The sequence below is a fragment of the Anaerotaenia torta genome, assembly GCF_050433395.1.
In the GTDB taxonomy this organism is placed as follows: domain Bacteria; phylum Bacillota; class Clostridia; order Lachnospirales; family Lachnospiraceae; genus Mobilitalea; species Mobilitalea torta.
On record NZ_JBNPXH010000012.1, the window covers coordinates 110,308 to 133,300 of the forward strand.

The following is a 22,993-nucleotide window of genomic DNA, read 5'->3' on the forward strand; positions in this document are numbered from 1 at the left end:
TTTAGCCTTCCTTCATAAGGTTTTTCAATTCACCGAGTATTGCGATGGAAGCGCTGTAATTCTCCTTCCTGACTTCCAGAAGCAGACGAAACATCATCTTTGCGATATCCCTCAGTTCCGGCGGAAGCTTCTTGCGGATGAGATACACCATTTCTTCCGCCTTATCCCACCGCTCCATATCAATACAGATAGAAAGCTTCTCCAGTGCCGCAGAAATACTCTTGAACAGCTCCTGCCTCGTAAATATCACCGGAATCTCCGATCTGCCATTACCGGCTCTCTTCAGGGATCTGTCGATATATTCCGCATCGGCAATGATCTCTTCACCGGCAGCCGTGCCCGCCGGGCTGCCGCAATAATACCTATCCTCTCCCGCGTCTCTGCCTTCCCTCCGGTAAACCTCATCCTGCCGGTCAGGTAATCCTAAATGCACGGAGAAAGAGAAGGTACTGCCCTTTCCCTTCTCGCTATCCACGTCAATGAAGCCTCCCATGGCTTCAACCAACCCTTTGCTGATGGCAAGACCCAGGCCGGTACCGCCAAATCTTCTTGTAATGGAGCCATCCACCTGGGAAAAGCTCTGGAACAGCTTGTCCTTTTCTTCCATACTGATGCCAATCCCGGTATCCATCACCATGAAAAACAGCTCCACGGATTGATCCGTCTGGGAGAGCGAAGTCACTTTCAGTATAACATGTCCGAAGGCAGTGAATTTTACCGCATTGGAAATCAAATTATTTAAGATCTGGGTCAGGCGATATTCATCTCCGATTACCCGCTCCGGAATATCCTCTGAAACAGAAAACAGCAGCTTCAATCCTTTGTCGTTAATTCCCGGCCTGTTAAAATCAAGGACAGAGTTAATAAAATCATGGAAGCAGAATTCCCGCTGCTCCAGATCCATCTTATCATTGACAAGCCTGGAATAATCCAATAGATTATTGATGGTTATTTCCATATTGCTGCAGCAGCGCTTAATCAGCTCAACGGACTCCTGCTGTTTGGGAGTAAGCGGGGTATCCAGCAGATTATTGCTAAGTCCAAGAATACCGTTGACCGGAGTCCTCAGCTCATGCGTAATATTGGCAATAATCCGGTTCTGGCTGCTGCTCAGGGGATGAAAGCCATTCTTCGTCTGCCCCTGCCTCTTGTCCCTCGATCCGAATTCCGCCTGCTTTCTGGCTCTGCACTGACCGATGTAATACTTTCCGCATTTGTACACCGATACCTTGAGCAGAATAGGAAAACAGGTATGATTTTTCCGGTATGCCACAGTTTCCTCCGGCCAATCAAGGCAGTTCAAAACCTTGGGGCCATGCTTTCCCGGAAGGAAGGTGCTCTTGAATATCTCCTGTATTCTTACATTTTTCAATTCCCGGCCATAGCCCAGCTCCCTCGCAGCCACCGGATTGCACTTCGTTATTCTGCCCTCCCGGTTGAAGAAAAGGAGCATTTCTTCCGAATTCCTGCAAAAAAACTTATACCACCGCCGCAATCCCCAATGATACGGTATCGCATGCCAGGATGCACATTCACTATATTCACCGGTATTATTTCTGCCGTTACTATACTTACCAATACATCGATGCAATAATTGTTTCATTGCAATTCTCCATATTCTTTTGTTTCTGCATTTTCTTGTTGTCTGCTGCATTTCATTCCGCCTGCCGGTGCCGGATTCATCAAAAGTTATTTGAACATTATATACAATCTTCCGTATTGTGATTGACACTGATATTTTCCTGGATATATAATTAATTAGGGTGTCAGGCACTCTACCAAAATTGCACTGACTTGGCACAGGAGGAAAATTGAATGAATTTTAACGCACGTCTCAAGCAATTAAGGCAAAAGCATAAATTAACGCAAAGTGAACTGGCTGAAATTCTTGGGTTAAAACCCACCGCTATTTCAAATTATGAATCTGAGAGAAATGAGCCATCCATCGAAAAGTTAATTGTTCTGTCACAATACTTTGAAGTATCCTGTGATTATCTGCTTGGAATCACCGACTCCTATCTGCCCATCGGCGGTGAAATCCTGGACAAAGACATCGTAGAATTGTTTGATTTGTATCAACAATTATCTCCTGAGAATGTGGCCGAAATCAAAAACTATGCAAGGTATCTGATTTACAAACAAGAGAACCTATCTTGATACAAGTATAAAACCTTATTGAAATAGCACAGGTGCTGCAGACCGCACAAACCCCACCGCCTTATTATAATTTAAAATAAAGGGGGATTTATATCCAAGGCCTGCAACACCCGTTTATTATGCGTTAGCTCCGCAACATTTCTTATACTTCTTACCGCTGCCGCAAGGACAGGGATCATTTCTCCCCACCTTCTTATCCTTCACAACGGTACCGGATTGCTTCTGTTCACGGTACAGCTCTTTTCTGCGCTCCGGTGTAAGAAGCGTATCCCATTCTTCCATCTCGTAAAGCCATTCCGCATGAGCTGCAACCATATTATAATACAGCTTCTCCTTATCAAAGGCCAAGCTGACAGTGGTGTTCTCATCCATCTCCTCAATCGGATTGGACTTCACCAGACTGTCATTGATTCCATCCAAAAAGCCGACAAAGTATTTTAACTCCGTATCAAACTCCGCCGCAAGAGAAGCTACTGTCCCTTCCCACACTTTATTTGCATCCGCAAGTAAAACCTTATAAATTTCCTTCTCAATGTTAAAATAATTGGCCCAGAATAATTGGCCGGAGCGATTATCCATATCATTGGCATAAGCATAATCTCTCCACTCTTGTAATAAACTCATGGTTTCCATCCTTCCTCGTACATAAAAATAACCATTTTCGGCTTCTGTACCTTCCTCTTCCCTTGATTCTTCGGCACAGGTATGATATCTGTGGCTATTATACCATGTATATATATAAATTTCCAATATGAAATATTTTTATTTTAATGTATAAATCTTGTAAATGTGTATCATAATAGTAATATCCTAATAAGGAACGAGGTTCCATTGAGGGATGTAAATGCGTATGCTCTTTCATAATTGGATTCCCCCTCCAATTATGGTTACCAAAGAGAAGTTAAATACTTATCCTCCCCTTTTTAGTAGAACCCCCGTTACAACGACGTAGCGGGGGTTTTGCTTGTGGCTGGAATGGCCTGTTTTCGGAACTTATAGCTAGATAAAAATCATTTATTTCTTCCAATATATCTACTTTATATGAGATTTGCCCCAAAATTGCCCCAAAATTATGATTTTCCAAGCATGGAATCAGAAATATTACATAATCAATATAGTGGGAAGTTTGTTTACTTATTATCATTCATAACAGGTCCTTTTGATAATTTATTGATAAAAACTTCTAAATTTAGTTCCCTCGGTGCAGCAGCAATTATTTTAAAAACCTTTTGGATATTTTGAAACACGCTGTCTTTATGAGATTGAATATACTCCATTGATAAATTTTCAAAAAACATCCATAAAAAATAGAAATTTTGATCGGTCTTATGACTAGTTCCCAAAAGTATTGGAAGTTGATAGCCATCATCCCCAACAACCAAACAAAGTTTACGAATAAAGGTAGAAACTCCATTTATAGATTCTTCAAAATTTGCTATATCTTTATGCGTCAGACTTTCTAGCATTTTTGTAATACGATCCTTTGATGAGATTCGAGCACATACATGCTTATCGCGTATATAAATTGTTAATAAATCAAAATATTTCGCACTTTTATATGTTTTTTGATAATGTAAATATGCCAATGCAGTAATTAATTCTTCATTGCTCATTCGGGTATCCTTTGATCTAAAGATTTTCCCTTCATATTGTGAAGCTATACTTTTTATTTTTTTTGTAATAGCTTGTGTAACATAAGCATTCCACATTTCAAAGCTGTCGGGTTTTATAGGATAAGGCTTAGTATTCAATCGCAGAAATAAATCGATACTATTAAATTCCGGATTTTGTGCAGCATCGATTTCGACAACATCAATGGTAAAATCTAAAATATTATCAATATAATGTGGATATTTATCATGGACATCATCAACATTCATTCCATTAAGTTCCTTTAAGATTTTCAATCCACTAAGCCTAAATTTATGTTTATCTGAAATCCTTTCAACACCATTCTCGTCAATATAGCTTTTACCTAAAAAACCAAGAAGTGTCAGAATTCGTTGTTGACCATCTATTACTTCTTTTACACGCTCTTTTCCTTTATAAATATAAATTGGAGGAATTTTAATACCTAACATGATACTTTCTAATAAATATGATGACTTTTGAATATTTTTCACTTCCGACCTTTGATATGAAGGTCTAACTAAAAATTTCGATTGAAGCATATCAGCTAATATATCATCAATTGTCACAGAAACCGGGTCAGGTTTTATTAGTTTTAGGCTTATTAACTGTTCTTTCTGTGAATTTTTATCCATTATACTGGAGAAAAAAGCTGCATCTTTCATATGCATAGAAAAATCTATCTGATATTTTTTGTTTAAGTAATTGCTTATAAAGCGATACCTATCTATCGTTGCATTTCTATAATGACTACCTGTTAATTCAAAAATTGCTTCTGGTGTATGAAATACATTTAAAATATCAGACCAAAAAATAGTATTACTTGATGCATTAATAATGTTTTTTGCAATATTAAAAGCATCTTTTTGAGGTATCTCTATTTCTTGATCCATCGCAATAAGAAATCCCCAGCAAAGTACTTCGTAGAAAAGTACATTATTATAGATAGCATTTTTATCTAGTTCTTCCTTTATCGATGTTAATAGATTTATAACCACTAGAAATCTATGCATAATTACATCAGGATGACTTTGAGCAATTTCTATAGTATAAAACTGGCGGATAATATCATATCTGCGAGATGATTTTGCGTAGTTATAAATAGGGATTTTAGTCATCGTAAGTATTGTACGAATTCGATCAATCAAAATATTAATTCGATCCCTTTTAGACAAACCGAATTTACTTTTAGGCAAGAACAATTCCTCAGCATCCTTTAAACTTTTAGGCATCTTATCAAGATAAGACTTCAAAGCAACTGTAATAGGATCATCAATGTATTCAGCTCTTGCATTTTCTTCCCTTTTCAAAGGTGTAATTCCAGAATTGTATCTTTTAAAAATCTCCTTTTTAATTTTGTCTTCTTTTTCCGATGTCAGTAGTGGTTCATTTGTAACGCTGCATTGAAGAATACGCAATTTTGTATTATTAAAACTGTCAAGTGTATCCTCATCAAAATCAATATATTTTTGGCCTGTAAAGGAATACAAACGATGTAAACCGTTTTCTTGCAAAGTTAAATCATTTCCCAAAAACTTCAATAATGTTTCATATCTTTGGCGACCATCAATGACTTCATTTTTTGCATCATTATTTGAAGAACCTTTAAAAAGCACCAACGGAGGTATTTCCGTTCCAAGTAATATGCTTTCAATAAAATATGTGGCTTTTTCCTTATCCCAAACATAGTTTCTCTGAAAATAAGGTTTATAATTAATTTTTCCTGCAAATCTTTGGTTTAAAAAAATGGATTGAATTGACCTTAGAGAATTTTCTATTTTTAAATTGTTTTTAAAAATATCCATAATATCACTATAATCTAAATTCCAACTTGAAATATCTTTTGTAGATGACATAATTTAACCTCCTATTATTTCTCTTTTTCTTCTGACTTTTGCTTTGAATGATTCTAATTCATCCTTTGAAATTACAGATCCTTGGAAAAAGAATTCATTATTATAATTTATACGTTGCTTTACTAATCCGTCTAAAGCAAAACGAAAGATGTACTGCCAGCTTTTGTTCCTCATTGCATTTTCTATTTGATGAATAGCAGGAAGCCATTCATAAAGATAACGGCATTCATCATAAATTACTAGGTCTGTAAACATATCTGTACTTTTTGCACAATACTTATAAGAATGACGTTTCTCTTCATTACTATGGAGCGGGTACGCTAATTGATTAATGACCACATCAAAAAAGAGGGACGCTGAAGGGCGGTCCAGAAATTGGTAGATATTTTGATTAGTATCAAAAAAATTTCCAATCGATGCAATTTTCACATCACCTCCAAAACAACCATTCTTTAATGCTATAAAGAATCTTACACCTCTGACAAGCTTATCCCAGCTTCCATCTAAACCCACAAGATCAGTATATAGGAGATTAGAATTAAATTTACACTCATTTTGACTTTTCTTCTTTAACAATAAATCCATAGTAAGAATCCATTTACATACTGAGTTGTTTTTTATACTATTTATAATCTCCAGATTTGTAGATGACTTGGCTTCCTCTATTTCACTCATAGTAAATAAATTAGAATATGGCGCCAGCTCTCCAAATCGTTGAAGTGGAATAATTATTGATGCCAAATCCGATAGGATACATGTAATAAACCTATCATAATAATCGTCAAACATTAACTGAACCTCTTGATAAATCTGCTCGTAATTATCAACACTAAAACTATTTTTTTCATTATTAGAAACATTAACATTCGGGGATTGTTTGAAAAGCATATATAATGCAATCATCTTTGCATATTCAACTTTGATGCTTTCTTTTGTAATATCAGGCTTTGCAAAATTGGTTATCAATACGCCTGGTGAATTTAATCGCTGATGATAAAAAAGAGTTGCAGCACATCGAAGAGCATGTTGAGTAGAAATAATAGCCCCACAAGCATCAATATAAACAATATCAAATTTTTTCGGTGATTGCTTAAAGAATTGCTCAATTGACATTTTAACTATTTTGGGTTGTGGAAAGGCCGTTGTATTGTAGGTATCAACTGCTTTTAAATAAGTTTCTTTATCATTTTCAAATGCCCAAATATTTTGTGGCAAAACTCCAAGTGATATCAATTCGTTAAAATCATTTTCCGGTTGTGGTCCGGACAAATAGCAAACACTTAAATCAGAAGGACGTTTATATCCAATTACTGAATCATGTAATGATTCCCACGCAGAAAAGTAAGTCGATTGAATTTCTTCAACTTCTTTTCTTGCAGGTTCACCCTCATCAAGCTGAAGAAAATAATCAATGATTTGCCTAACATATTTTCTTGGTACGCAACAAGCCTGATGTCTTTCCACAGTCAAAGCCTCTATTGCATGAGACAGGATTCTGTGACGTACAAAATTTTTATCATCTTGCTTATAATCATATATATTCATTAATAACCCCTTTCTGTATAGTTTTATGATTGATATAAGGAATATAATAAACTTCTCATGCTTGCTATAATATATAATTCAAACATTATACGTTAATATTACCATGTATTTCACCTTACAAATACATGGTAATATTATACACCAAACATCAATATAGGTTCAACACTATTATTTTACAAAATCCAAAATAAACCTGCAATTTTCTGCATTTCATTTGCTTTAATATTGGGTAAAACATGTGAATACAAATCCATAGTCATTGCCAGTTTGCTATGGCCAAGAATTGCTTTAAGTACCTGCGGCTGCATTCCATTTTCGATACATCTCGTCGCAAATGTATGCCGGAATGTATGCGGCGTTATATGCTCAAATACGATACCGTCACTGTTAATACTATAGATTACTGCATTTAAATCTAATCTAAACCGATCTCGATTCATCGGATAGCCTAATTCAGACGTAAACACAAGGTCCTCCAATCCTTCCTTTGACATCCATAGTTCCCCCAAATTCATACGCTGCTCTGCCTGTTTCTTCTTCCTATTCTTTAGAAGATTATACACATTATCGAGCATTGGAATATCCCTTTTGGAGGTTATAGTCTTTGGCGTATCCAAATAATACTCATTATTATTAAAATTCAACGAGTTATTAACATGAATTATTTTATTTTTCAAATCAATATCCTGCCAGCGAAGGCCACGTAATTCACCGGATCGCATGCCAGTAGATAATGCAAGCTCACAAATATCCGCAAGATAGCTCTTTTTAACATATTCCAGAAATATTGCTTGTTCCTCAACGGTCATGACCCTATGCTCTTTATGTATTACATTTCGCGGTAACGTTGTAAGCGGTACGGGATTCTCCTTAATCACCTTGTTCTTAATCGCTTGCTTATACATACCGCTTAACACAACTGACGTTAATTCAATTGTATTATTTGAATAACCTTTTCGCTGCATGTCGTTATAAAGCTTTTGAATATGCTCTGGGCGTATATCTTTCAATTTCCTTTTACCAAATTCATTTTTAATATAACAATTGAAATGTTCTTGATAAACAGTTATAGTGCCTTTCTTAACAGAAGGTCTTTTATACTGATCTAACCATGTTTGAAACCAATCGTTCACCGTTATATTTTGCTGCTTTGCATAGATACCATGCTCTACCTCATACCGTAAATCATTGAGCATCTTCTTGCACTCGCTTGATGATTTGCCAACCACATAATAGTCTTGACCCGCATATCGGAATCTTCCTTCATATCTGCCATCTACTTTTTGACGTATTCCCTTTGGTAATTCCTTACCGTTATTATCATAAGCCATTATGCTCCTCCTCTGTACTTAGGAAGAAGGCATCTGCTTACTCATCCTTGAATCCGCAGATGCCTTCTATCTCTTATTCTGCTATACTGTTTATGTAGTCTTTAATAATTTCCATGCTCCATAAAACTCTCCTATTAATTCGTATTTTGGCACCGGCATTTACGCCAATTCTCACAGCCGTTGCTCTTCCACAGCCAAGTCTGAGTTTTAGTTCATCAGTATCAACCAAAAGTTTGTTTCTGTCAGATTTTATTGTTCTCTGCATTTTTATCACCTCCATATATGTACTGTATGTATTCCATCAAAGAAATAATATATAACTCATCTTGTAACCTGTACGAGCTAATCTAAATAGCATGTTTTTTCTTAAATATACCCAGTTCCTTAGTCGTATCCTGTTCATCAGTCACCTCCTGTCCCCTTTCTTCCAATTCATCTAGATCCACTAATTCAATTCCTTTATACCCTCTGGAATTATAAGGAACTGACGGATCATTGGTTATATTTTTTCTGGTCACATGGAAAATCGACTTTAATATCCTTGACCAGCTAGAGCTATACATTACATCAACACCTTTCTTATCGCAGAATAATCTGTAATATTTTTCGAGCTGACAGCTTGCTACCGCTTTTTTCGGATTACGCCTAATATGCTTTTGAGCAAAGGCAAGAAAGCTATTAACATCATTGATATACCCTTCCACAACTTTATTCATTTCTTTCTGATTACTAAAAACAAAATTATTTTCCTTTAGTCTTTTTAATGCTTCCATTGCACGTGATACGATAAGTTCTCTTTCTTCAAGCAATCTTTCTGCCAGATTATCAATTATATCCTCTGGATCAACTACATTCTTAAAAGGTAATATTCTCATTCTCTTAAAAAAAGCCTCATCTGCATCCGTCGCCTTAGCAACTATCGGTAACTCGTTACAAGCAAAAAGAAATAATGCCTTGTTATCAAAAACAAAATGGTCCTGTCCCTTATAGCATACAGTAATTGCATCAGAACCCGTTAGTGACTTAAAGATATCGATTCTTTTATTTGCGATCCCGCTCATTTCGCCACTCACATTTAAGTGCTTTCCAAATAATTGGGCCACTGTAAATTCCTCGCCTAATTGTGAAAAAGACACCGCAGATACGAATTTATTACCGACAATATTTTTTATTAAACTTAATGCCACTGACTTTCCCGAATTACTTGGCCCATAGAAAAATAGTGATATTTTTCTATTTCTTATATTACTTATACAAAGACCGACGATTTCCTCAAAGGTATCTCTCTGTTTCTTATCATCAAACGTCCTCTTCAGAAATTTATAATACTCACTTTCTTCAAATTTCTCCTTATCAAATGTTCCCGGTCTCTTCATATTCAGATGATATGTAAAATAAAATTCCGGTGTCTTTCTCTGTATAACCTCAGATGAAGCAATATTTACCAGACCATCAAGATAATTGAGGTAGTAATTCCGTTGCTGTAAATCTTTTGCTTCAACATAAATAAGTTTCTGATCAGACTTTATCCACTTTACTGCCTCTCGTATGGAAAATGTGCCTATATATAACTTGATACCCTCATCCATACTGTTTCTAATGATATACTCCCCTCTGTCACTATCAATCGGGGTATAATCATTACTAACTTCATCATAGATACTGACGACGCCATCTATATTGGCGCATCTGCATTTTTCCATGATGATCTGAGATATTTCATAGGAACTAATTTTACCTCCCTTGCTTTCACTCCGATCCATCCTATCTTCTCCTTCTTCATTGAAGCTTTTCATGTTAGCTTACCTCCTATTGTTGGATTTGTTTTTACGTTTTCTGTTGCAAATGTGGCCGCTTCATGATACAATTGCATTAAATCTACATGACTTGTTTTTAACTTAGCACCTCCTGTTTTTGATGTAATCTTAGTATATAAAAAATATATAAGGGTTTCTAATGGACTTTATTTCTTACCATTTTCTGTAAATCATTTAAATATAACTGTTTAGCTCATCTCATTTTATCAATGTAAAATTTCGCAAAAAAAGATTATCAGAAACATTACTATTTCCAATAATCTTTAAGCCGGACTATTCCTAAATACATTATTTTATATTATTGCTGGTCTTTATTTTTCATTGCTATAATATATTGACATTTGCTTCCGTCTCGCCCATATAATATCATTCATTATCATCCGATTTATTCTTATTTCATTATCCGCAACACTTAGCATATTTTGCATAAGTGATTTAATGCTCTCTTCTTTTGTTTTGATAAACCGCTTCAGCATTTCTTCATAACCCAATTTAAATGTCGCAACAATAGACGCTGTATAATAATGACTGATCATTATGTAAAAAAGATCGGCCAATCCTATGGCAGATATATATTGAAGAAAGATCCTGTTACTGGTCAAATTATAGTTTATTTCCTTTAAAGGATTAAGAAGTTTCGGCAGAATAATAAAGTCAGGATGACTATATGATCTCTTTATTCTTCCAAATACTTCATCAAAAAGTTCGTTATTTATTAAATCATCAGCAATTGAATCCGACATTTTTTTTAATGATATCTGATGCAATAAATGCCTTGTCTATTATTTTTATCTTTTCATTTTTCTTTACAATTTCTACAAGCAGATTTTTTAAGTTAATATGGATATTTTCTTTTTCCTCTTCATCAATTTTAAACAGCCATCTATCCCTAAAATTCCAGTTTCTTTCTTTTCCAAACCTCCCACACTTTCTGATTTCTCCATAAAATAGATTAATAACATTTCCATCTTGGAGTATGTCGTCTATTATAGATACAGTCAAATCGTACATAAACTCATTCGCATCCAGTTCTTGTTTCTTAGAAGGCAATTGCTGATGTATACTCTTCAAATGTCTATTACTTTTGAGAAGGCTAAATATTTTCGTCTTCAATTTTTTGTTTTTTAAAGCGTGTATTATAATCTGTGTATGAAAAATATATGACTGTGCAATCCAATCTTCCTTGTATCCATATACTTCTTTACAGATTGCATTATGATCAAGTTGAAAGGTAAAATCTAATTCACAATTATCTCCGCAAGCGGTTTTCAAGTGAAATAATTGCTCATTTATAAAAGTAAATACAATCATATGGAGATCAATCCATGAGCCTTTTTCTGACTTTTTGGGCAATATACATTTTGATTTCAAGGCCAAAATTTCTAATCCTGCATCATCCTTAGGATCTATAAAAAAATGATAGTTTTTAATCAAAAAAACATAAAACAAAAATTCATAATTACTTTTGTTCCACCCTTTACTATTTTTATCCTCTCTATAGTTAAAAATTGATCTCCAAATATAATCGCATTGCTGTTCAATATCAAAAGTCAATACATTGTCATCATCTTCATAGAATTTATCCTCATACCTCTTTATAAACCGAAATGTTGCATTTTCAAATATGGCAATATTATTACTCATTAAGTAATCTAAACTTTTCTTCACGAATGCCACATATTTCGTTATTGACTTTACTTCACAATGACTTTCGTTATCTTCCACATGACATAAGATACTATCGTCAATAATACTTCTTCTTATAGCGGCAATATTTTGCTTGATAAATTTGTCAGATTTTGAACGCCCTAAGGTATGGGTTATTCGATTTAAGAATTCATCATATAGAAATTCTGTCATAGTATAGAATTTTTCATGATCAGTATTATCTTGCTCCATAGATTTAAGTTGACGAATCGTGCTTTTTTCAATCTCATCATACATTACGAACATTTTTTTCCTGTCATTTCCGATATCACCATTTAACTCCTTGAAAGCATTGTATTTTACATTTTTCATCCTAGTAATATCCTCCCTTATCCTATTTTACACCTTTTACATCTTTTACAGATAGAGTATCTTTTGATAGGTATATCAATGAAAATAATCTTTACTACCAATAATATAAGTTATCAAAATAGCCATATCTAAATAGTATGCCAACGATTACAGGAACGCAGATATTCCTGTATACCTGTCTCCACTTAATGTACATAGGTGTAAAACCTGTAAACCTGTAAATTTCCCTTCACCAACATACAGCACTTTTATAGATGCTATCAAAAAAAGAGAATAATATATCATTTACATATTCTCTTTTTTTGATAATCAATATTTTACCATAACTTGATCACTATTCCTATTATATTCGTAAACTGTATTCGATAAAAATTCATTTTCTGAAACCTCCGTCTGATTTACCATATATACCACATTTCTCATATCTTCTGTTTCTATATAGCCAACAGGGACAACAATTATTTCGTGTATGCTACATGGAAGAATATATAATCCATCTGTCCCTATCTGATCGGCTATGCCAGCTAATACCTTGGGTTGAAACGCCACAAAAGCTCCATTAAAGTGATCCTCATTTGTCACCACATACATTTCATGACTATCTGTGTCTTTATGAATAATCTTCCTTATTATCTCCTCTCTCTCTGTTGTATCTTCCGCCTCCCTGCCGTTAAGTTCTCTAAGCATCATATGTATGATGAAATCCGTCATTTTTTCAATGACTACCGGCTCCATGACAAGCGTATTTTCCTTTGCCGTCCGCAATAATTCATCCGGCTCAATTCCCCATCCACTTAACAAATAGTTATTGACCGCCATTGACATTATACCCTCTCTTCTGGAAATGACCAGGTACGGAACGACAGCCAGATCCAGCATCCGTTCATGTGGCACTGTCTGAAGCAATTTTATATTTCTCTCATAATTAATCAGTCTGGCTCTTAATTTCGGCCTGGCCCATCCATAGTCCCGGATATTCTGTGTAAAGGCATTCATATCAATCTGATGCCCTAATGCCAGTGCAAGTATTTTCCTTACAATGTACTGCATATCCTTTCCGTCTTGATACTCCGTATAATAATCTTCAAGATAAATCGCCGGTGCCCCAACTGCATCCCTGCGCCGTATACATATATTATTGTATTCCCCGTTGGTTACAAACACTCTGGAAATAGTGATAGGATACTCTTCACCAGCAATCTTTTTTATCTCATTTTTGACCGCTTCCATAAACTGCTCAAAATCCATTTTTTCATTCATACTTTTCCGCTCCTTAAAAACCCGGCAGTTATGCTGCCGGGCTGTTCTCTGCATTATCGTCCAGTTCCCTATACTCCCCATCAATCGGCTCGCTCTTTACCTCGGTCATATCAATGGCGATCTCCGTCTTAATGGATTCATCCGTTTCTACCGCCCGGAGGAAGTCCGTTTTAAGCGGCGCATACTTCAGCACTTTCTTAATCACGGTTTTCTTTGCCATTTCCTCATAATTGGTCTTCCATGGACTGTAGGAGGAAGTGTATCCTTTGGAGTACTTTGTTGCATGGGCATCAATGTCCTCCCTGCTCATTACTTCAAAAGCATAACCGTTGTTTTCAAGCTTGAATAACGCATACACCAGTATCAGCTCTCCCCGGTCTCTTAAGGCTGGCTTATGTACCAGCTTTGCATCCAGTCCCAGCTCATATTCAAATTCATCATTCTCGTATACACACTGTGCCTGGATGGACTGCACCTGTTCATTCCGGTAAACCAGGTCGATCATTCCCTTAAAGCCGATCTGGAACTGACACTCCAGCTTTCCTTTGTTGCTGTACGGAATTAGATAAGCCTGCCCCAGCGGGGTATTCGGCTCCAATCCCAGTTGTGCTGCATTCATCAGTGCAGCAAGAAAACTCAACTGGGTACATTCAGACAGCTTCGGCGTGGTATTTAGGGCGGACAATGCCATTCTGGTGAAGCGCTCCGGTGTGATAACGGAGGGCAGCGCCTTTTTGATCTCCGGTTCCAGCGCCTTGATCATATCCGCTATACTCATATTCTTAGTTATTTTGACTTCCTGCTTCTCCGCTTTTCTTGCAAGCTCCTGTTTAATATCCGGCATAATTCATCCTCCTTTATGCGGCTCTGACCGAAAATCTCCGGCTCTGCGCCTGTTTACAGTAACTCCGGTATATGTCCGGCTGCTCCGTCTTAATTCTGTCCACATCAAGCCGGACGCTGGATACATTCTTCCAGTCCACTTGATAGTTTTCACAATATGCTGTTTCCGCTTCTGCCATGGCAAGCTTGATTTCCTGCTCAATCATTTTCTTTTCCCGGTCAATCCGGTCCATCAGTCCGGATAATTCTTCCCTGCGCTTCAGCCTGTCTTCATATCCTTCCAGCAGGATGCTTTCTGTCCCTGCCGTTTTGAAATAGCTGTTAATGATATCATCCGCTGCCCTGGAGCCGTCCGGGTCCGGCATAACCCCCTTCAATACATGGTTGTTCCAGAAATCCGCTTCGATTGTGATCAGATTGCTTATGATATCTTCATCACGCTCGATCCGCACATATTTGAACTCTTTCCCCAGAATAACTACAGCGATATACCATGCCTTTGCTCCGGTAACGGCCATATAATGATGGCACTGTATCTGGTAATGAGCAGGAACCTCCCCGTCCTTCCATTTATCCGCATTCAGAACATTGGTCGTCTTACATTCCAGCCCGGCTGCTTCCCCTATAATCATACGGTCTACATTGGCGAGCATAAAGGGAAATTGATCATGTGCATACATGACATTTGCCTTTCTGACCTTTAATCCGGTCTCCTGTATAAACCGCTCCGCCACATAATTCTCTAAATCCCTTCCCTGTCTCATGGCTTCATTATCCACAACCTCGGAATCAGGATTGATCTTGTCCAGGTAAACCGATATTGCCGAAGTGTAAGGATTTAATCCACAGATAGCCCCTGCGTCCGAACCTCCTATCCCCATTTTCCTGTATTGCAGCCATTCGCTCCGGGATAAATTAATCGTTGATACTACCTTCTTCATCCTTGACCTCCAAACAGATTAATATTTTTTAGATTTGTTTTAATAATTTCTTTTATAAATAACCCGTACCGTGTTTTTCTCTCCGCCTGCCGGCTCAAAAAAACACCCGTCAGCCTATATGAAAGCCGACAGGTGTTCTAAACTTTATCCATCTATGCCGCCTTAACCATCTCATATGCCCTGTCAATCAGCGCATTCCCGTCCATGGTTCTGGCAAATAGGTTTTCCTTAAAATTGCTGGTTTCCCTCAGCGGTTTTGAATGGGTGGCAAAATCTGAAACCGCATTGATGAACCGGTATCCGTTTCTCCCGACACCGCTTAAATCCGGGGCGTCAAAATAGCGAAGCTTCATATCCTCCCTCAATTTCATAATGTTTCTTTCCTGTATGGATGAACTGTTCTCGTCTGCCGGAAGCAGCAGTTGAATGAATTCCATAACCTTACTGTCGGAGAGTCTGATTTTATTCAGATTTTCAAATTCTTTGCCCAGGGAATCCATATATCTCTCCGCCATGAAAAGCGTCTGTCGGGCATCCTCCAGCTTGATCCGGATATCCCCGGTATGGATTGCAGACCACGCCCTTGTTGCTGTTGATAATGCGAGATTCAAGGTGTTCTGGCAGACTACCCGGATCGGTGTCATGGCTACTCTGATGGCTCCGCTGCCATCATGGGAATTACTGAATACCATGAAAGGACTAATTCGATCCCCCAGCATAATATATTCGCTGGGCAGCTTTGCAAGCAGCCAGGTCTTCCGCCCTTCCTGTAATGATCCGGCTGTTTCATACCGGACGCCACTTCCCAGAAGATCATCGGTAAAAGCGAACGCTTCCTCATTCTGTACCACCTTATAACGGTCTGTGACCACGCCTAAAACCTTATCGTCCGTATCTCGGACATTTGCCCGGTATCCCTCGATAGTGATACCATCCTCTGTGACAATGGATTTCTGCAGTACCTTCCAGTCAAGTCCCGATGCGGCTAGTGCCTCCCTGGATGATAACGCATGGCTGACCTGTGTTCCCAGGCCATGCCAGGGCTTCTCTCTGGTATAAAACATTGTCTCAACATTTGCTGACATAATACATCCTCCTTCAAAATATGATTACTGGTTTACCGTCTCTTCGGATCGAAAATACCGACCACAATCGTTGCAATTCCAATTGACGCTACCGCTACCGTAGTAACTACTTTTAAAAGTAACTTTCCTACTGATATCATGCAACCGCCTCCTTCCATTATTTATAAGAGAATAATATATAAGCACAAAAAAGGAATTAACGGTTTGTCCCACAGGAAAGTTTAAAACGGTTTAAAATGGATGTTTTTTGTAAGGATTTTTTATCGATAGATTTTCATATGACAGGAACACTGTATTAAACCAAAGAGAACCGGCCAGTGCCAATATAAACCGGATTTTCAAGAAAGGAACGGTGAGAAAATGTTAGAGAATACCCCGGATATTCTGACTGTTAAGCAGTGCCATGTTAAGCAGTGCCAGGCACTCTTATCCGTTGGAAAGAACACGATGCTGTCTCTAATCCATAATGGAGAGATTGAAGCTTTTATGGTCAACCATAGATGGCGTATTACGAAAACCGCTTTGATACATTTCATACGGCAAAACCAATATTAAAACAAAGTATTATGATTGCATGCTTTTAGTATAAATCATGATAATTTATATGATCTAAAAAGCGTTGGAGGGTACATAAATGCTACTCTCCAACGCTCTTTTATTTAAATGCATTTATCATTTCTCTAATCCTTTTTATTCTTAATCATTTCTTGCTGTACTGTGTATCCGATAATCCCCATTGCAACAACAGCCTTTCTATAATAGGGTATTTTTGTTCTCATTGAAAAGAATGCTTTCGCTATTGAAAATCTCCACCAGATGTTAAAAATCCCTTCTTCATTATCTACTAAAACATCATAGATAATTCCTTTATCTATAATACATGGGCAACCATCAGACTTCTTCTCCACTCTCATATTTAACTGTGTTAATGGCAGTATAATATAAGATAACAATACTTCATTTTCAATATGGTAGGGTAACTGAAATCTTATTTTTCTTAAGTTATTCTTCATTCTCCAATCAGCAATACAATGCTTTATGCCCAAGGCCGTAAGGCATAATAATAATCCCAGAATGACAGCACCATCAAATCCACCCATTATAACTCCAAGGATAACACCTGCTCCACCCAAAATGTAGTACAACTTATTATATTTTCTAAGCCCATCATCCAGCGGTTCCGGAGATTTCAAAATCAATATCTTATCCTTTTGATTACTCGCTTCATTTCTCACTTCATTTCCTCCTTTGTTTCCCTTGTCATCTCAATTTATTATCCTATTCACTCTGTTTCCCTGGTAGACATGCGACATTTTCCTTTATCATCTGCCTAAGTCTGCGTTCGGTATAACCGTACTTCTTAGCGATTGCCTTAATATTCATTTGCTTACCATTCTGTAATGTTTGTTGCAGTATATACGATTTTGTATATAACTTTTTAGGTAATGTAATCTGCTGCCCTTGAAAATCTTTATGCAATCGCAAGGTTGCTTCTAATCCGATTATCTCTGCTATGTCTTTATATATTCCGGCTAAATCAGATGGTTTTAGCTTGTCACTGGCCGTCAAAATACCTCCTTCTTTCTTTTGTATATTAGCTACTATAAATATACCGTTTTCAAATTGAAAACTCACTCCTTTTTCTTCCTTGAAATTTTCCTTGTATTTTTCCTGGCATAAAAAGGCAACCTACTTACCATAAATCATGTTTAGTAGATTGCCCCTTAAAATCAAATCATGCTATTTCTAATAAAGACAAATTTGCTCTCATTATTCCTCTATTTTTTTTACCGTCGAACCAGCCAATACAATAACCAGTGACTTTCCCCCTTCAACATTATCATACGAACTATTTCCTAATGGTAAACCTATCACATTAATCATATCACCCTCAAATATATCATCCAATGCTCCTTTATAAAAGACATAGTATTGTTGCCCATATTCATCTATAGTGTTAATAGAGGTAATATATTTGCCTCCCGGAATGACCTCTTCCTGTATTTCTACAACACCAAGCAGTGGTAAGGACATTAACATATCGCCATATTTACTTTCGTTTTTTAATATATGCTTTGCCTCTATTCCGTAATCAATCAAATCTTCCTCTATCATTCCTTTACATGGAAATAAGTCTTCGTATTCCTTAAGAAATGATTTTGCCTTACTATTTAAAGTATAACTCGCTATTTCATTTTCTTGTAATATATCATAAAAATCTACTGGTGAATAATCTGAACTTTGTGAAGTACCATCTTCTTTCTTTTCTGATACAGCAGACTGTTTTACACTATCTCCCTGCGCATTTCCCACATTAGTAGTATTCTCTGTCACAGTTCCATCCCCATCAGCCAACATCCCAATAATAAAAAGAACAACTAGTAAAATAACAACTGTAATTATAATCTTTTTAAGACATCCACCTTTTTTCATTCAAAAAATCCTCCCTTGTATTTACATGATTTTTTCTTAAGCATTTTGTTATTTCTATTACCGTTTTAATCAAGCCCATTTGCAGTTCCTTTTGATCGTATCACCTCCATATCTTAATCCAGGACATATGTTTCAACATCATTCTTATAATATACCGTTTTAAAATTAAAAACTCACTCCTCCTTTTTCCTTGAAATTTTCCTTGTAAATTTCCCACATGACCAAAAGTCATTATCTAATCGCTATATCACAGATATTGATATTTACAGCTTATTTTGTTTTCTGATCCATAGGCATGAAAAAGGCAGTAGAATTTCACACGGAAACTCTACTGCCTTTTTGTTTTTACAAAACATCTGGTTGTTTTATCGGCTTATTATATTCCTTCGTCGCTCCGAATTCTCTGAATAATCTGTCCAATATTACAGGTTATCTTTCCCTTACAATCATGTATATCCCGATTAACTTTCTGTTCCTGTTCAATAGCAATATCTATCCTTGCAGCCAATTCTCCAATCCGAGAATTCTTCTTTGAATTAATGCCCGTTCTATTCAGCAAAAGTTTATAAATAAATGTCTGACTTCCATCCTTCTCATTCTTTATAATCTCATCCCTATTAGGCAGAATATCTTTTTCATAGGCATCCTCAAAATGAAGAAGCAGGAACAGTTCAAATGCCGGGTTTATCACCGCTAGAATATTATCCCTTTCCCCATATTCAATCAATTCCTTATAATCCTGCACTTTTTCTTCAAAAATATCAGCATCAAATACAATAATCATTTTATCCTGCGCCTTATCAAAGGAAATATCGGGATTCTCCTTTTGTGCTTTGGCAAATTCCATCAGTTTTCTCGGATAACTGATATCCCGGTCACCCCCTGTCTTTTCTAACAGACGTATATCAATCAGCGGGTGAATATTAAGCAGTTTTCTGATATCTATCAACTTTTTAAAATACCACGTCTCTGTGTTGGCGCCTTCACAGATAAAGAAGTACTTACGATAGGGTTCTCTCTGTTCTTCATTGTCCGTTATTCTGCTATTCCAATTTGTATAACTTCTGACCGGAGCCATGTCCCTATCCCTCCTCTCTGAAATCAAAAGAGGTAAACACAGGGATTGCTCCATATCTGCCCTCAAGATATGCCTTACTCAATACCTTATCGTATCGCTCCTTAAAGCGATCCAAAGAATAAATCGTGCTAAAATTATCTGCATTCCGCTCGATAAACCATATTTCGTCCCTGCGGAATATAGTCTGATCCATAATGGATGATTCATGCGTTGTAAAAAGCAACTGCATCCGGTGATCCTTATGAAGTTCCATGAATAGTTTCAAGAAGCGTTCCGTTAATTTAGGATGCAGACTTCGTTCCAATTCATCGACGACGTAAATTACATCCTCCCTTTTATTTAGCAGCATGTCCATCAAATCAAATAATCTGCGTGTGCCGTCAGACTCTTCCTCAAAACTGAAATCATAAAAGGATCGATTATGATGTAAACGAATCGTCGTTATTTTAAGCTCATTATGCCCCTGCACATCAATATTGAAAAAGTTTTCATTGGATCTCATTGTCATGCGGAAGGAAGAGTTCTCCTGTTCCTCTATTCTGCTCTTCACCTGGTTCATAACCTTGTCAAAAATGGGCTTTGGCATAGCATTACTTAACTCATCCAGAGTGATCTCCTCCATTTTGACCTGGCTTATTCCTGTATCAAAGGTCTCAATCAACTGGTTGATCATCTGCAGCGAATCCTTATCATAGTAATATTCCAAATCGACCAATGGCATGCCAGGCATAATGACAGAAATATGGTTCTGAATCCATTCAAATACATCTTTAAAGAAAAGCAGTTTTGAATGAGTATCATATTTCTTACCCCGGTTCATTTCCGTTAAAAACAACGTGGTTTCATTTCCCTCGAAGTCATCTGCATAGATATTAAATTTATTCTTCTCTATACTACTCAAATTAATAGACTCATCTAAAACAGGGCGATTATTTTTCTCCCTTTGAAAAAGACATTTGGCAGAACCATTTTGATATAGTTCATATAGCCATTCTGAGGTTATTTTTCTCTTACTTAATACAGCAGAAAAACCGTATGCATAAAATTTATCGCCAACCGTGATCTGTAACTCGAAGCTGCTCTCCCGCTCCTTATTCTCTTCTTTATTTTTACAAAACATTTGCACGGCTTCCAAGGGAATTCCTGCGCGTACGCTCTCTTTAAAGAATCGAAAGAATTCTATAAGATTGGTTTTTCCGGAGGCATTTGCACCATAAATAACACCGTATTTTAGCAACTGCGTATTCTTTATCTTTAACTTATGCTCACCATTGATCCTAATTTTATTAGATGAAATCATAGTCAATTCCGCTAACTTGTCAAAGGACTTAAAATTTTCCACGCTTATTTTTACTAACACTAGAAGCTGCCTCCTTATAAAAACAAATATTTTATCTTTATTTTATTATAGATTAAGAATCATATGAAGTCAACTTATGTTTTGACTATTTAGAGATTTTTTCTCCAAATATTAATTTTATGATGCCATATCTTTTAATAACTTGAGTTACTTCGACTTTTTTGATTACTTAAACTTTAAGCTTAACTTGGATATAATATATTAATGATAATACATTATTTACGGATCTTTTATTAAAAGATTTTGTATATATATTGTAAATTTTTCCAATAGGTTCCGAGTTAATAATAGCAATAATAATACGCCCCTAAGAGGTCCCCAAAATATATATTTCTACATTATACATGGGTTTTTTATATAAAATTGCTTAATAATGCTGTTCTTGATAACAGAATTATGTTGTGTTATCATATGAGTAAGTAAGCAATCCCATGTTCACTTAATAAAGGAGGAATATTATAGGTGGATACCAAATTCAATGTAACAATTGCAGTTTGCCCAGATGGTACAACTCTTAAGAATGACATGAAGTATATAAAAAGTTCATTAATGTATGCTGATTCTGTCAATATAATTAGCCCTGTTGCTTATACATATCAACAATTACTACAATATAACAATCAGTTAACCGAAAAAAATGCCATTAAATTGGCGAAGTTAGTAATCCCTTATTGCGAAAGTGTTGATAGTGGAATTGGCAGCGAAATAAAACCTGTTTTTGACCAATTAGAAAAATATTCTGGAACCATAAAAAGTTTACCATATCCAGAAAGACTGAAATATACAAAAACCATGATTCAATTTATGAAAGATATTGGAAATACAACTATAGATTTAATGGGCGCAGGAGACTGTGCCGAATTAAATAAATTAATAAAAAATGGTTGTGTCAATATCGAAAAATTCAATTCGTCAATATCTAATCAAGGTGATGACTTTCTAAATGAATTTATCCAAAAGTTATTACAGTCAATCAATAATTCATTTCCTCTATTCGATAAACAAGCAAACGATCTTATGAATGGCTTTTCGGTCTCTAATATACTATCATTTAGCGATGCTAATAAACTTCAGATTAAAGATACTGCATTCACCAATGAACTAATGCTTGGACTCCCATCTTTTGAAATGTTATCAATTGATGAAATTCTAGATATTAAAAAGGAGTTTAATAATGCATTGGTAAGATTCAGAGGTAAAATGCTTGAATATAGTAATAAAATTCAAAGTTTACCTTGGAATGATGAGTTCAAAGCCGAATGTTCGCTTATTTATATGAAAGAAATCATGCCATCATTAACTGAGATAAATGAAGCAACTAGGCAAAATACTTTTATCAAAAACCTTGGATTAAATTTATTAACTGATAAGAATTTTATAAATACCATGAAAATAGTATCCATAGGTGTGGCTTCCTCAGGACTAATTAAATATCTATTAGATATTGCAAAATTAGATAAAACTGTGCTTATGACAGGCGGTATTACAGCCGGTATATCCGCAATTAATAAATTAGCCCATACATATCAAGATTACAAGGATAAGCAAAGAGAAATCCAAAAGAAGGATCTATTCTTTTATTATACTTTAAATAACCTAAAATAAATTTGATGAAGGATAAGATATAAAATATCTAATA

General features: G+C 36.1%; 21 protein-coding genes. 3 read left to right on the forward strand and 18 right to left on the reverse strand.

The window, feature by feature from the left end; genetic code table 11:
- Nucleotide 1: 1 nt before the first annotated feature.
- Entirely contained in the window at nucleotides 2–1,603 is a 1,602-nt protein-coding gene (locus HNQ56_RS18580; RefSeq protein WP_429149269.1) for an ATP-binding protein, read from the reverse strand.
- Nucleotides 1,604–1,815: 212 nt separating this feature from the next.
- On the opposite strand from HNQ56_RS18580, the gene HNQ56_RS18585 reads away from it, so the two are divergent.
- The gene (locus HNQ56_RS18585; protein WP_429149271.1) at nucleotides 1,816–2,157 is read left to right on the forward strand and encodes a helix-turn-helix domain-containing protein; all 342 of its coding nucleotides are present in this window, start codon (nucleotides 1,816–1,818) and stop codon (nucleotides 2,155–2,157) included.
- 117 nt (nucleotides 2,158–2,274) lie between these two features.
- On the opposite strand, the gene HNQ56_RS18590 is transcribed toward HNQ56_RS18585, so the two are convergent.
- The 12 genes from HNQ56_RS18590 to HNQ56_RS18645 form a co-directional block, all read right to left on the reverse strand.
- Nucleotides 2,275–2,781 carry an SEC-C metal-binding domain-containing protein gene (locus HNQ56_RS18590; protein ID WP_429149273.1) on the reverse strand — a complete coding sequence of 169 codons (507 nt, stop codon included), beginning with the start codon at nucleotides 2,779–2,781 and terminating at the stop codon, nucleotides 2,275–2,277.
- 506 nt (nucleotides 2,782–3,287) lie between these two features.
- Nucleotides 3,288–5,642, reverse strand: a complete 2,355-nt coding sequence (locus tag HNQ56_RS18595; RefSeq protein WP_429149275.1) for a DUF262 domain-containing protein — start codon at nucleotides 5,640–5,642, stop codon at nucleotides 3,288–3,290.
- A gap of 3 nt (nucleotides 5,643–5,645) precedes the next feature.
- Entirely contained in the window at nucleotides 5,646–7,187 is a 1,542-nt protein-coding gene (locus tag HNQ56_RS18600) for a hypothetical protein (protein ID WP_429149277.1), read from the reverse strand.
- Between the two features lie 173 nt (nucleotides 7,188–7,360).
- Nucleotides 7,361–8,518 carry a tyrosine-type recombinase/integrase gene (locus tag HNQ56_RS18605; RefSeq protein ID WP_429149279.1) on the reverse strand — a complete coding sequence of 386 codons (1,158 nt, stop codon included), beginning with the start codon at nucleotides 8,516–8,518 and terminating at the stop codon, nucleotides 7,361–7,363.
- A 73-nt stretch (nucleotides 8,519–8,591) separates the two neighbouring features.
- Nucleotides 8,592–8,783, reverse strand: a complete 192-nt coding sequence (locus tag HNQ56_RS18610) for a hypothetical protein (RefSeq protein WP_429149281.1) — start codon at nucleotides 8,781–8,783, stop codon at nucleotides 8,592–8,594.
- Nucleotides 8,784–8,865: 82 nt separating this feature from the next.
- Nucleotides 8,866–10,314 carry a DNA primase family protein gene (locus tag HNQ56_RS18615; RefSeq protein WP_429149283.1) on the reverse strand — a complete coding sequence of 483 codons (1,449 nt, stop codon included), beginning with the start codon at nucleotides 10,312–10,314 and terminating at the stop codon, nucleotides 8,866–8,868.
- 332 nt (nucleotides 10,315–10,646) lie between these two features.
- A complete protein-coding gene (locus tag HNQ56_RS18620) occupies nucleotides 10,647–11,078 on the reverse strand; it encodes a hypothetical protein (protein ID WP_429149285.1) in 432 nt (143 codons plus the stop codon).
- Nucleotides 11,059–12,354 (reverse strand): hypothetical protein, encoded by a 1,296-nt coding sequence (locus HNQ56_RS18625; protein ID WP_429149287.1) that lies wholly within the window; start codon nucleotides 12,352–12,354, stop codon nucleotides 11,059–11,061. Before HNQ56_RS18625 ends, HNQ56_RS18620 begins: the two co-directional genes overlap by 20 nt.
- Nucleotides 12,355–12,663: 309 nt before the next feature.
- Entirely contained in the window at nucleotides 12,664–13,614 is a 951-nt protein-coding gene (locus tag HNQ56_RS18630; protein ID WP_429149289.1) for a DUF5688 family protein, read from the reverse strand.
- A gap of 28 nt (nucleotides 13,615–13,642) precedes the next feature.
- A complete protein-coding gene (locus tag HNQ56_RS18635) occupies nucleotides 13,643–14,458 on the reverse strand; it encodes a recombinase RecT (protein ID WP_429149290.1) in 816 nt (271 codons plus the stop codon).
- Nucleotides 14,459–14,471: 13 nt separating this feature from the next.
- Nucleotides 14,472–15,398, reverse strand: a complete 927-nt coding sequence (locus HNQ56_RS18640; RefSeq protein ID WP_429149292.1) for a YqaJ viral recombinase family nuclease — start codon at nucleotides 15,396–15,398, stop codon at nucleotides 14,472–14,474.
- 152 nt (nucleotides 15,399–15,550) lie between these two features.
- Nucleotides 15,551–16,483, reverse strand: coding sequence for a DUF932 domain-containing protein (locus HNQ56_RS18645; RefSeq protein WP_429149294.1), 933 nt, complete (start codon nucleotides 16,481–16,483; stop codon nucleotides 15,551–15,553).
- A 360-nt stretch (nucleotides 16,484–16,843) separates the two neighbouring features.
- Between HNQ56_RS18645 and HNQ56_RS18650 the strand changes: the two genes are divergently transcribed.
- The gene (locus tag HNQ56_RS18650) at nucleotides 16,844–17,038 is read left to right on the forward strand and encodes a helix-turn-helix domain-containing protein (protein ID WP_429149296.1); all 195 of its coding nucleotides are present in this window, start codon (nucleotides 16,844–16,846) and stop codon (nucleotides 17,036–17,038) included.
- Between the two features lie 125 nt (nucleotides 17,039–17,163).
- On the opposite strand, the gene HNQ56_RS18655 is transcribed toward HNQ56_RS18650, so the two are convergent.
- From HNQ56_RS18655 to HNQ56_RS18675, 5 genes are all read right to left on the reverse strand, one after another.
- The gene (locus HNQ56_RS18655) at nucleotides 17,164–17,718 is read right to left on the reverse strand and encodes a hypothetical protein (protein WP_429149298.1); all 555 of its coding nucleotides are present in this window, start codon (nucleotides 17,716–17,718) and stop codon (nucleotides 17,164–17,166) included.
- Between the two features lie 43 nt (nucleotides 17,719–17,761).
- Entirely contained in the window at nucleotides 17,762–18,118 is a 357-nt protein-coding gene (locus tag HNQ56_RS18660) for a Mor transcription activator family protein (protein WP_429149300.1), read from the reverse strand.
- Nucleotides 18,119–18,253: 135 nt separating this feature from the next.
- Nucleotides 18,254–18,916, reverse strand: a complete 663-nt coding sequence (locus HNQ56_RS18665) for a hypothetical protein (protein ID WP_429149302.1) — start codon at nucleotides 18,914–18,916, stop codon at nucleotides 18,254–18,256.
- Nucleotides 18,917–19,292: 376 nt separating this feature from the next.
- Entirely contained in the window at nucleotides 19,293–19,994 is a 702-nt protein-coding gene (locus HNQ56_RS18670) for an RloB family protein (protein WP_429149304.1), read from the reverse strand.
- A 4-nt stretch (nucleotides 19,995–19,998) separates the two neighbouring features.
- Nucleotides 19,999–21,354, reverse strand: coding sequence for an AAA family ATPase (locus HNQ56_RS18675; RefSeq protein WP_429149305.1), 1,356 nt, complete (start codon nucleotides 21,352–21,354; stop codon nucleotides 19,999–20,001).
- 462 nt (nucleotides 21,355–21,816) lie between these two features.
- Between HNQ56_RS18675 and HNQ56_RS18680 the strand changes: the two genes are divergently transcribed.
- Nucleotides 21,817–22,959, forward strand: a complete 1,143-nt coding sequence (locus HNQ56_RS18680) for a hypothetical protein (protein ID WP_429149306.1) — start codon at nucleotides 21,817–21,819, stop codon at nucleotides 22,957–22,959.
- Nucleotides 22,960–22,993 lie beyond the last annotated feature (34 nt).